We start from the raw sequence: 12,042 nt of genomic DNA, 5'->3' as shown, positions 1-12,042 counted from the left end.
ATGCCCTGGCAAAGTCCGATCTCGCCCGGAATTTCCTGGTACGAGGCGACGGTACTGGAGCGTCCGGACTACCCGGCGCTGGCAGGCTCGTGCAAGACTGACGTTGCGATCATCGGCGGCGGCTATACCGGTCTTCAGGCCGCCTACAACCTCGCCAAGAACGGTACCGACGTCGCGCTGATCGACGCCTGCCGTTTTGGCGACGGCGCCTCGGGCCGGAACGGCGGCCAATTCGGCACGGGCCAGCGTGCCTGGGCGGACGAGGCGGAGGAAGCGCTCGGCCACGAGCGCGCCAAGCTGCTTTTCGAGATGGCGGAAAACGCCAAGCGCTACGTGCTGGACTTCACCGGCGAACACGGAATCGACATCGAGTTCGTCCCTGGCCAGCTCTCCGTCAGCCATAAGCAGAGCCTCGAGAAATACTACCGCAGACACGTCGAAGCGATGGCGGAGCGGTTCGGCTATCCGCATCTTTCCTTCATGGAACGGGATGAGACGGCAAGCCGGCTCGGGTCGCATCATTATCAATTCGGCATACGCGACACCGGCACCGGGCACATCCACCCGATGAAGCTGCTTGTCGGCCTCGCGAAGCAGGCATCGCGAGCCGGCGCCAAGCTCCACGAACACACAAAGGCGCTGAAGATCGAGAAAAAGGGCGGCGCGATCGTCATTGACACCGATCGGGGCACGATAACCGCCGACAGGGCCTTGATCGCCTGCAACGCCCATATCGGCAACCTCGAGCCGGTAACCGCAAGCCACGTCATGCCGATCCGTTCGTTCATCGGCGCGACAAAGGTCTTGTCCGGCCATCCGAATGTGCTGCCCGGCGGGGAATCCGTCGACGATTCGCGTTTCGTGGTGCGCTATTTCCGCAAATCGAAGGACGGACGGCTGCTTTTCGGCGGGCGCGAAGCCTATACGGCCGACAACCCACGCGACATTTCCAGCCATATCCGCCGACAGATCAGCGAGATCTATCCGGCCCTCGCCAATATCGAGATCACCCACGCCTGGGGTGGGTCGGTCGGCATCACCATGCCGCGCCAGCCGTTCTGCAGAGAGGTCATGCCCGGTGTCACAAGCATCGGTGGTTATTCCGGTCACGGCGTCATGCTGTCCAACTACTGCGGCAAGCTCTATGCTGACCTGGCTTTGGGTAAAACGACGGAACTGGACCTTCTCAAGGCCTTGAAAATACCAGCTTTCCCGGGCGGAATGCGATTCCGCTCGGCGCTCCTGTTCCTCGCGCTCAGCTGGTACGCCTTGCGCGACCGGGTTTAAAAAGCCGGGTGCAGCCTCATTTTGTTGCGCCGCACCCTAGCGTTTTTAAATCGATTAGATTATACGTGCCCCTGACCTGAACGAGATCGAGATATCCCATGAGCAGCCAGATCATTCCCGTCGAACCGTTTGACTATGTCGTGTTCGGGGGCACCGGCGATCTTGCGGAGCGCAAGCTTCTGCCCGCGCTCTATCACCGACAGATCGAAGGTCAATTCACTGAACCTACACGTATCATCGGTGCGTCGCGCGCGGCACTGACCCATGAGGAATACCGGGGATTTGCGACCGAGGCCCTGAAAGAGCATCTGAAACAGGGCGAATTCAACGAAGCGGAAGTGGAGAAGTTCACGTCGCGGCTCTACTACGTCTCGGTCGACGCCAAGTCCGACCAAGGCTGGGACTCGCTGAAGAAGATCCTTGAAGAAGGAAAGGATCGCATCCGCGCCTTCTATCTCGCCGTCGGCCCGGCGATCTTCGGCGATATCTCGGAAAAGATTCGCGACCATAAGCTCATCACCAAGAATACCCGGATCGTCGTCGAAAAGCCGATCGGGCGCGACCTCGCATCGGCGACGGAACTCAACGACACGATCGGCCGGGTGTTCCGTGAAGAACAGATCTTCCGCATCGATCACTATCTCGGCAAGGAGACGGTGCAGAACCTCATGGCTCTGCGCTTTGCCAATGCGCTTTACGAGCCGCTGTGGAACTCGGCGCACATCGACCATGTGCAGATCACCGTTTCGGAATCCGTCGGCCTCGAAAATCGCGCCGGCTATTACGACAAGGCGGGCGCGCTCCGCGACATGGTGCAGAACCACATTCTGCAACTCGTCTGCTTCGTCGCCATGGAAGCGCCGACCTCGATGGATGCCGAGGCGGTGCGCGACGAAAAACTCAAGGTGCTTCGCGCGCTGAAGCCGATCACCGCGGCCAATGTCGAGCAGGTGACGGTTCGCGGCCAGTATCGCGCGGGCGCATCTGCGGGCGGCCCGGTGAAGGGCTATCTGGAGGAACTCGAAGGCGGCGTTTCCAACACCGAAACCTTCGTCGCACTCAAGGCCGAGGTCAGCAACTGGCGCTGGGCCGGCGTGCCCTTCTATATCCGCACCGGCAAGCGCATGGCGGGCCGCATGTCGGAGATCGTCATCACGTTCAAGCAGATTCCCCACTCGATCTTCGACCACAGTGCCGGACGCATCTCGGCCAACCAGCTGATGATCCGCCTCCAGCCGAACGAAGGCGTCAAGCAGTCGCTGATGATCAAGGATCCGGGGCCGGGCGGCATGCGCCTCAGGAACGTGCCCTTGGACATGAGCTTTGCCGAAGCCTTCGACGTGCGCAACGCCGACGCCTATGAGCGGCTGCTGCTCGATGTCGTCCGCAACAACCAGACGCTGTTCGTGCGCCGCGACGAAGTGGAAGCCGCCTGGCAATGGATCGACCCTATCCTCAAGGCGTGGGAAACGACCGGGCAGCAGGTGCAGGGTTATACGGCCGGCACCTGGGGGCCGAGCCAGTCGATCGCGCTGATCGAGCGCGACGGCCGCACCTGGAACGATACGATCTAGGACCGGCTCATGAGCACCATCCTGCACACATTCGAGAATGGAACTGCACTGGCGGAAGGCCTCGCGGACGCCGTCCGCGCCAGGCTCGCCGCGGCGATCGATGCGCGCGGCGCGGCGAGCATCGCGGTCTCCGGCGGATCGACGCCGAAAGCGTTCTTCCAGGCGCTGTCGCAGCGCGAACTCGACTGGGCGAAAGTGACCGTTACCCTCGTCGACGAACGCTTCGTGCCGCAGGAAAACGAACGCTCCAACCATGGCCTGGTCGCTCAGAACCTCCTGCAAAACGAGGCGGCCATGGCGCATTTCGTGCCGCTCTATCATGCCGCGGCGACCGCCGAGGAGGCGGCAACCCTGGCGAGCCAATCGGTGGCGGCCATCGGCACGCCCTTCGATGTGGTCGTTCTCGGGATGGGAACGGACGGGCATACCGCGTCGTTCTTCCCGGGTGGGACGCGCCTCAAGGAGGCGATCGATCCCGCGACGCCACGCGGCGTGATCACCATGGAAGCGGAAGGTGCGGGCGAGATACGCCTCACCTTCACCTTTTCCAGTCTCCAGGACGCCGGGTTACTCGTCCTCCATATCGAAGGCGACGGCAAGAAGGAGGTTCTTGCCCGAGCGGAGGCGCCCGGTGACGAGGCGGAAATGCCGATCCGCGCCATGTTGCGGCGGGCCACCTCGCCGCTGCAGATCTACTGGGCGCCGTAACACGGCGGAGCGTGGCCCGTTCGGGCAAGCCGCCGAGGGTAGAAAGCGCTCCGAACTAGAGCATTCGCTGCGCGCTCACTCGAATGCGCAGGTCGTGTTGGGTGATTTGTCCTTATTTCGCTATCGGATTGAGGGTAAATTACAACAGCAATTCAAACTGTTGCAGCCGCCGATGCGGAGAGCGCGGCCGCTGTAGACCGATAACAGGATGAAGACAGGAGCCCCAAGCTCCGGAACAGGATGTATCATGTCCGCCGATTCCCGCGTTGCCGCAATCACCGCCCGCATCGTCGAGCGCTCGAAACCCCAGCGCGAAGCCTATCTCGATCGCGTCCGTAGCGCGTCGGCAAACGGGCCGCACCGCAGCGTGCTCGGCTGCGGCAACCTCGCGCACGGGTTTGCCGTCTGTTCCCCCGCCGAGAAGACGGCGCTCGCGGGTGACCGCGTACCCAATCTCGGCATCATCACCTCCTACAACGACATGCTCTCGGCGCATCAGCCCTTCGAGACCTATCCGGCACTGATCCGGGAGGCGGCTCGCGAGGCGGGCGGCGTGGCGCAAGTCGCCGGTGGCGTGCCGGCGATGTGCGACGGCGTCACCCAGGGGCAGCCCGGCATGGAGCTTTCCCTCTTCTCGCGCGACTTGATCGCGATGGCTGCCGGCGTCGGCCTGTCGCACAACATGTTCGATTCCGCGGTCTATCTCGGCGTCTGCGACAAGATCGTTCCGGGCCTCGTCATCGCAGCGCTGACTTTCGGCCACTTGCCGGCGGTCTTCATTCCCGCCGGACCGATGACCTCGGGTCTGCCTAACGACGAAAAGGCCCGCGTCCGCCAGCTCTTCGCCGAAGGCAAGGTCGGTCGCGACGAACTGCTCGAGGCGGAATCCAAGTCCTATCACGGCCCGGGTACCTGCACCTTCTACGGCACCGCCAACTCCAACCAGATGCTGATGGAAATCATGGGCTTCCACCTGCCCGGCGCCTCCTTCATCAATCCCGGCACGCCGCTGCGCGACGCGCTGACGAAGGAAGCGGCAAAGCGGGCGCTCGCCATCACCGCCATGGGCAACGAGTTCACCCCCGCCGGCGAAATGATCGATGAACGATCGATCGTCAACGGTGTCGTTGGCCTGCACGCGACGGGCGGCTCGACCAACCACACCATGCATCTTGTTGCCATGGCACGCGCGGCGGGCATCCTGCTCACCTGGCAGGATATCTCGGAACTTTCCGATATCGTGCCGCTTCTCGCGCGCGTCTATCCGAACGGACTCGCGGACGTGAACCATTTCCACGCCGCCGGCGGCATGGGCTTCCTGATCAGCCAGCTGCTCAAGAACGGATTGCTGCACGACGACGTCAGGACAGTGTTCGGCCAAGGCCTTAACGCCTATGCGATCGATATCAAGCTCGGCGCCAACGGCGGCGTCCACCGCGAGCCGGCGCCGCAACAGAGTGCCGACCCGAAGGTGCTGGCAACGATCGACCAACCGTTCCAACACACGGGCGGGCTAAAGATGCTCGCGGGCAATCTCGGCAAGGCCGTGATCAAGATTTCGGCCGTCAAACCGGAGCGCCATGTCATTGAGGCGCCGGCGAAGATCTTTCACGACCAAGCGGAACTCAACGCCGCATTCAAGGCGGGGAAGCTCGAAGGCGATTTCGTCGCGGTGGTCCGCTTCCAGGGGCCGAAGGCCAATGGCATGCCGGAACTGCACAAGCTGACGACCGTGCTCGGCATTCTCCAGGACCGCGGTCAGAAAGTCGCGATCTTGACCGATGGCCGCATGTCAGGCGCCTCCGGCAAGGTGCCTGCGGCCATCCATGTCACACCGGAAGCAAAGGATGGCGGGCCGATCGCGCGCATCCAGGAGGGCGACATCGTCCGCATCGACGCCGTTGCCGGGACGATCGAGGTGCTGGTCGAAGACATTGCGCTGAGAACGCGCGTGCCGGCACATATCGACCTCTCCGACAACGAATTCGGCATGGGCCGTGAGCTCTTCGCTCCGTTCCGCAGGATCGCGGGCACGGCCGATCATGGGGCAAGCGTCCTTTTCCAGTAAGGCAGCGGATGGTCCCGTGCCGGCGCACCGTTCCGGCAGCTCCAGCTACGGAAGCGGCCCGGGATACATATCGTTTCGCCCATCATAATGTTCGATTTCAAGTGTGAACACGTCCACTCCCTCGATGCAGCGGGCATTGAGTGAGACGCGGTTCTCCGGATAGCCGCTTCGCATGATCGCAGTGCCACACGTGGGGCAGAAGTGATGGCCTTCGGTAAGGCCGCGCCAGATGTAGCTCGACAGACGGCGCTTTTCGGTGATGAGCCTGACACTGGCGGAATCCACCTTCCAATGAAGGAAACCCGACCGCCGGCACGTCGAACAATTGCATTCGATCAATCCTGAGAGGTCAGCATCGACCTCGACACAAATGTCGCCGCAATGACAGGAAAGACGATAGGGTCGCTGCATAGCGGTTCTCTCGCTTCAAGCGCAGTCGATCTGCTGTATGGTTCCTTAGTCGGAGCCGATTTAAGGCGACGTGCCTGCCTGAGACGCGCAGCGCCTTGGGGTCAAATTTCGACGACGAAGGTAATCCCGTCAAGAGAGAGGGCAACTGCAGACGCACAGCTGCATGACGGCGCACTTCCGATTTTCAGCGGTAGATATCGAGCGTGCGATTGCGATGGTTCGGATGCGTGCTGTAGACGAAAATCCGGTTCAAGTCGCGATCGGTCAAAAGCCGCAGGAAGCGGGCTTCGATGACATTGTTGGCATGGACGCGCTTGAGCAGGCACCCGATCAAGGGAATGCGCGCGCTCGGGATGTCGAGATAGAAGTTCTGCGGCAGCTTGAACTTCGTCAGGATACCGATGACGGCTCCGCTCTTGGAGAGCTTGATGATCTCGCAGCGACGCGACGAGAGATTCTGTACGCCTTTCTCGGTGAATTCGATGCGCGCCTCGTTGCGTGTGTCCTCCATTGGGAAGTTCGTTTCCCGATCGTACATGAAGGATTCTTCCTTGTTGAGGAAGTGCTGGTGCACCACGGGGGCCGCGCCGCTCATCGAATTCGCCTTTCGCATTTCTATCTGCGGCGACGCTAACCCATGAAATTTAACAGAGAGTTTGGCTTCCCAAACACGTGTGGAAAACTCGTGCGGCAGCGCCGGGCGAGTCCGATATGGTTAAATCCATCTGACTGAATGCGGAGGAGAAAGCGCGCTCTATCGCGCCGCACTACGGTGACATGGACTGCAGCGCCGCGCGCCTTGTCAGTCGCGCAAAGGACGCTGCAGCCCTTTGAAACTGAGCAGTCCGGACGGAAAACAGTTACACACTGCTCCTGGAATTGCATTAGGCGCGATAGCTGCGCCCGGCTTCGTCAAAAAGGTGAAGCTTTGCCTTGTCGGCGGTGAAGCGCACCTTGTCTCCCCTGTTGACCTGCGAGATGCCGGGGATCTTCGCGATGATCGGCTCGTTTTCGACCAGTCCCTCGATGTAGAGCAGCGTCACTTCGCCAAGCGCCTCGACGATCGAGACCGTTCCTTCGAACAGGAAGTCTTCGGTCTGCGTCGCCTGCAGATCTTCCGGCCGCACTCCGAAGCTCGCCTTCTTACCGTTTTCGGAAGCGTTCGTGGAGATATCAAGCGTCACCGACTTGCCGCCTGCGAGCGTCACCGTGGTCTGCGCGCCGGTCGCGGAGATCGTCGACGGGATGATGTTCATCGCCGGCGAGCCTATGAAGCGGGCGACAAAAAGGTTCGCCGGGCGCTCGTAGAGTTCGAGTGGGGCACCGACCTGCTCGATATGACCGGCGGAAAGCACGACGATGCGGTCGGCGAGCGTCATAGCCTCCACTTGGTCATGGGTGACATAGATCATCGTCGTATCGGCCATCTGCTCGTTGAGCTTGGCGATCTCGATCCGGGTGGCGACGCGCAAGGCGGCATCGAGATTGGAAAGCGGCTCGTCGAAGAGAAAGACCTTGGGGTCTCGGCAGATCGCGCGACCGATCGCCACGCGCTGGCGCTGGCCGCCCGAAAGCGCCTTTGGCAGCCGGTCCAGATATTTGGTGAGCTGGAGGATTTCCGCCGCCGAGCGCACACGGCGGTCGATCTCCTCCTTCGGCTCCTTGGCGATCCGCATCCCGAAAGCCATGTTGTCATAGACTGTCATGTGCGGATAGAGCGCGTAGGACTGGAACACCATGGCGATGCCGCGCTTCGATGGCGGCACCTCGTTGACCCGTTCGCCATCGATGAACATGTCGCCGCCGGTTATCTCTTCAAGGCCGGCGATCATCCTGAGCAGCGTCGATTTCCCACAACCGGACGGTCCAACGAAGACGATGAACTCACCCTGCTTGATGTCGAGGTTGATGCCGTGAATGACATCAACCGCCCCATAGGACTTGCGGATATCTTTAAGCAACAGGCCTGTCATCGCATCCTCCCCTCTCCATTTGTCCATAAGGCGCCTTCTTCATGCGAACCGTTGTCCTTCGCTGGAAAACGCTTAGCCGAGGCGCGCGAAGAACGCGCCCCAGGCCGGAAGATTAACCTTGTTGTCCTTGATTTCCGAAACGAAACCGTGGCCCTCGAGTGGTTCCAGTCGTTCGCTCGGCAACTCGGCGGTCGCGCGTCCTTCGCTCATGTTGAACACGCAAAGCAATTTCTCGTTACCATAGGTGCGCAGGAAGCCGAGGAGCGGTGCCCGCGTCTCGAAAAACTCGATCTCGCCCTTGGCAAAGGCCGGATACGCCTTCCTGAATCTCAGGAAGCGGCGGTAATGCTGCATGATAGAGGCCGGGTCCGCTTCCTGAATGGCAACTGCGTGCGCAAGGTGGGCCTCGGAAACCGGCAGCCATGGTTTGGCGTCGCTGAACCCGCCGTCCGGCATGCTCTCCCATACCATGGGCGTGCGGCAGCCGTCACGGCCCTTGAAATCCGGCCAGAACTGGATGCCGTAGGGATCCCGGAGATCCTCATAGGCGAGTTCCGCCTCCGTCAGCCCCAGTTCCTCGCCCTGGTACAGGCAAACGGAACCACGCAGCGACATCAAAAGGGTCGCCAGCAGCTTGGCGTGCGCGCCGTAATCGCTGACGCCGTCGGCCCAGCGGCTGGCGTGCCGAACGACATCATGATTGGAAAAGGCCCAGCAGGCCCAGCCTTCGGGTGCCGCCTTCTGGAAATCAGACAGCACCTCGGCCACCCGGTCCGGCGTCAGGGCTTCCGGCGCCAGGAACTCGAAGGCATAGCACATGTGCATCTTGTCATCGTCGGACGTATATTCACCGGCGATCTCAAGCCCGCGCTGGCTGTCGCCAACCTCGCCGACGGCGGCGATCGCCGGAAACTCGTCCATCACTGCCCGGAAACGCCTGAGGAACTCGAGGTTTTCGGGCTGGTTCTTGTCGTAAAGGTGTTCCTGATAGTTGTACGGATTGACCGCCGGCGCTGTCGAGGCATTGCGCCGCTCCGGTGCCAAGGCCGGGTTGTCGCGCAGTTGCTTGTCGTGGAAATAGAAGTTGATGGTGTCGAGGCGGAAACCGTCGACGCCGCGCTCCAGCCAGAAGCGTTCGACGGCGAGCAGTGCCTCCTGCACTTGCGGATTGTGCAGGTTGAGGTCCGGCTGAGATGTCAGGAAGTTGTGCAGGTAATACTGCAGCCGCGTCGGATCCCAGGCCCAGGCCGAGCCGCCGAAGATCGACAGCCAGTTGTTGGGCGGGCTTCCGTCGGGTTTGGAATCGGCCCAGACATACCAATCCGCCTTGCCGTTGCTACGGCTCGACCGGCTCTCGACGAACCATGGATGCTGGTCGGACGTATGCGACAGAACGAGATCGATCATGACCCGAACGCCGAGCCGGTGCGCCTCTGTGATCAGCTCATCGAAATCCTCGAGCTTGCCGAAAATCGGATCGACGTCCCGATAGTCGGAGACGTCATAGCCGAAATCCTTCATCGGCGAAGTGAAAAAGGGCGAGATCCAGATCGCGTCTACGCCGAGCGCCGCAATATGCGCCAGCCGGGCGGTGATTCCCTTCAGGTCGCCGATGCCATCGCCGTTCGTGTCCTGATAGGAGCGCGGATAGATCTGGTAGATCACCGCTCCACGCCACCAGTCCTTGTCGGGCTGCAGAATGGAGCCGGTCGTTTCTGTCATGTGCATTCGCGTAAAAGGTCCTTGTCTTGAATCTGTCAGCCGCCCTTGACCGACCCCGCGAGCAGGCCGCGCACGAGATAGCGCTGCAGAGCGAAGAAGACGATCAGAGGAACGACGATGGTGATGAAGGCGGAAGCGGTCAGGATTTCCCAGTTGCCGCCGCGAGAGCCGAGGAGGTTGACCAGGCGGCCCGTCAGGACGAGCTGATCCTGCCCCGTGCCAAGGAAGACGATGGCGACCAGAAGATCGTTCCAGGTCCAGAGGAACTGGAAGATCGCAAAGGAGGCGAGCGCCGGGAACGACAATGGCAGGATGATCTTGACGAAGATGTCAAAATCGCTGGCGCCGTCGACGCGTGCGGATTCCATGATCTCGCGCGGCAGACCGGCCATGTAATTGCGCAAGAGATAGATCGCGAGTGGCAAACCGAAGCCGGTATGGGCGAGCCAGATACCCATATAGGTTTTGGCCGGCACGCCGAGGAAAGCACCGACGCCGTTATAGAGCTTCAAGAGCGGAATAAGCGACATCTGCAGCGGCACGACCAGCAGGCCGACGACCACGGCGATCAGGATTGCACGCCCGGGGAAAGGCATCCAGGCCAGAGCATAGGCTGCAAAAGCTGCGATCAGAATCGGGATGACCGTCGATGGAACGGCCACCGTCAGCGAGTTGATGAAGGACGCGCCAATGCCCTCCGCACTCAGCACCTCTCTATAGTTGTCGAGCGTGAAGCGCGGCGGTGCCGCAGCGGTGAAAAAGATGCGCTGGCCGCGCGAGCCTTCCATCCTCGTGTCGGAAACGATCTCGAAGCTGCCGTCCGCCTGCACCGTCAGCTTCTCGCCGCCGTTCAGATCGGCGGTTTCGCCGGCCTTGAACGCCGCCGGTTCACGACTGGAGAAGCCGAAGGCCGAAACCTGTCCGGCCTGACCATCGAGAACGTTGCCTGAGATGACGAACTTGCCGTCACGTTCGACCTGACTGTCGGCCGACGGAGCGCGTGCGACGGCGTTGCGCGACGAAGTGGCAAGCGCCGTCCACCATCCGGAAACGGCGAGCTGATCCTTGTCGCGCAGCGACGAGATCAACAGGCCGGCGGTCGGCATCGTCCAGAGAGCTACGAGCAGAAGCACCGAGAGGTGGACGGCCCACATCAGCGGAGAGCGCGTGGCTGGGGTCATCTCAGTGGCTCCTCATTTCCTTGGCCGCGTTGCGGATGTTCCAGATCATGATCGGGACGACGAGAATCATGATCACCACGGCAATCGACGCGCCGCGGCCGAAGTCCCCGCCACCGCGGAACATCCAGTCGAACATGAGGTTGGCGAGCACCTGGCTCTGCCATTGCCCGTTCGTCATCGCCAGAACGATGTCGAAAACCTTGAGCACCAGGATCGTGATGGTGGTCCAGACGACGGCGATCGTGCCCCAGATCTGCGGCACCATGATCTTGAAGAAGATCTGCCAACCATTGGCGCCGTCGATCACCGCGGCCTCGATGGTTTCCTCCGGTATGCCGCGCAATGCAGCGGACAGAATGACCATCGCAAATCCTGTCTGGATCCAGACGAGGATGACCATGAGGAAGAAATTGTTCCAGAAGGGCAGCGTGATCCAGGCTTGCGGTACGCCGCCGAAGGCGACGACAATGGCATTCAAGAGGCCGATCTGCTCCGCTCCCTCCGCACGGTAGTCGTAGATGAACTTCCAAATGACGGCGGCGCCGACGAAGGAGATCGCCATCGGCATGAAGATCAGCGTTTTGGCGATGTTGCCCCACCAGATGCGGTCCGTCAGCGCCGCGATGATGAGCCCGAAGAAGGTCGAGAGTGCCGGGACGACCAGCAGCCAGAGGAAATTGTTGAAGATCGACTGGCGGAATTCACCGTCATTAACCATCCAGAAGTAGTTACTAAAGCCGACGAAGTTCACTCCCGCTCGATCATGGAAACTGAAAACGACGGACTTGTAGACCGGATAGATGAGATAGATTGTCAACGCGAACAGGGCGGGCGCCAGAAACAGCCAAGGCCGGATGGCGTTGGTGATGCGCAGGTTGCGGGACGCAGCCTTACCGGAGAGGCCCTTCGACGGGAAAATCTGGTCGAGAATGAAATTGGTGCCCCAGAAATAGGCTGCGCAAGCCAGGACACCGGCAATCATCGTCAGAATGGCAGCGAATAGCTGCTGCATGACACATCCCTCCCCTTAAATGCGCTCCGAAGCAGGATGCTCCCGGCGCATCGCGTGATGACGGCTACCGCTCTTGATTGGGATTACCCCGATTGCCGAGGCAACC

General features: G+C 61.2%; 10 protein-coding genes. 4 read left to right on the top strand and 6 right to left on the bottom strand.

Annotated elements, in window-relative coordinates; translation table 11 throughout:
- From QN224_RS03165 to edd, 4 genes are all read left to right on the top strand, one after another.
- Nucleotides 1–1,287 carry an FAD-binding oxidoreductase gene (locus QN224_RS03165; RefSeq protein WP_283975504.1) on the top strand — a complete coding sequence of 429 codons (1,287 nt, stop codon included), beginning with the start codon at nt 1–3 and terminating at the stop codon, nt 1,285–1,287.
- Nucleotides 1,288–1,385: 98 nt separating this feature from the next.
- A complete protein-coding gene (gene zwf / locus QN224_RS03160) occupies nt 1,386–2,861 on the top strand; it encodes a glucose-6-phosphate dehydrogenase (protein WP_283975503.1) in 1,476 nt (491 codons plus the stop codon).
- Between the two features lie 9 nt (nt 2,862–2,870).
- Nucleotides 2,871–3,569, top strand: a complete 699-nt coding sequence (gene pgl, locus QN224_RS03155; RefSeq protein ID WP_283975502.1) for a 6-phosphogluconolactonase — start codon at nt 2,871–2,873, stop codon at nt 3,567–3,569.
- Nucleotides 3,570–3,816: 247 nt separating this feature from the next.
- A complete protein-coding gene (edd, locus tag QN224_RS03150; protein ID WP_283975501.1) occupies nt 3,817–5,637 on the top strand; it encodes a phosphogluconate dehydratase in 1,821 nt (606 codons plus the stop codon).
- Nucleotides 5,638–5,682: 45 nt separating this feature from the next.
- Here the strand turns inward: edd and QN224_RS03145 are convergent, their stop codons facing one another.
- From QN224_RS03145 to QN224_RS03120, 6 genes are all read right to left on the bottom strand, one after another.
- A complete protein-coding gene (locus tag QN224_RS03145; RefSeq protein WP_283975500.1) occupies nt 5,683–6,048 on the bottom strand; it encodes a GFA family protein in 366 nt (121 codons plus the stop codon).
- 184 nt (nt 6,049–6,232) lie between these two features.
- Nucleotides 6,233–6,643 carry a hypothetical protein gene (locus tag QN224_RS03140; RefSeq protein ID WP_269278009.1) on the bottom strand — a complete coding sequence of 137 codons (411 nt, stop codon included), beginning with the start codon at nt 6,641–6,643 and terminating at the stop codon, nt 6,233–6,235.
- A gap of 289 nt (nt 6,644–6,932) precedes the next feature.
- Complete coding sequence (locus QN224_RS03135) at nt 6,933–8,021, bottom strand: ABC transporter ATP-binding protein (RefSeq protein WP_173510869.1); 1,089 nt, start codon at nt 8,019–8,021, stop codon at nt 6,933–6,935.
- Between the two features lie 72 nt (nt 8,022–8,093).
- Entirely contained in the window at nt 8,094–9,749 is a 1,656-nt protein-coding gene (locus QN224_RS03130) for an alpha glucosidase (protein ID WP_283975499.1), read from the bottom strand.
- A 29-nt stretch (nt 9,750–9,778) separates the two neighbouring features.
- The gene (locus QN224_RS03125; RefSeq protein WP_173510871.1) at nt 9,779–10,924 is read right to left on the bottom strand and encodes a carbohydrate ABC transporter permease; all 1,146 of its coding nucleotides are present in this window, start codon (nt 10,922–10,924) and stop codon (nt 9,779–9,781) included.
- A gap of 1 nt (nt 10,925) precedes the next feature.
- Nucleotides 10,926–11,936 (bottom strand): sugar ABC transporter permease, encoded by a 1,011-nt coding sequence (locus QN224_RS03120; RefSeq protein WP_283975498.1) that lies wholly within the window; start codon nt 11,934–11,936, stop codon nt 10,926–10,928.
- Between the last annotated feature and the right edge of the window lie 106 nt (nt 11,937–12,042).

Origin of the sequence: Sinorhizobium sp. 7-81 (assembly GCF_030124405.1) — a bacterium.
Lineage (GTDB): Bacteria > Pseudomonadota > Alphaproteobacteria > Rhizobiales > Rhizobiaceae > Sinorhizobium > Sinorhizobium psoraleae.
Note: the sequence above shows the minus strand (reverse complement) of the source record. Positions and strands in the feature narration are given on the sequence as shown.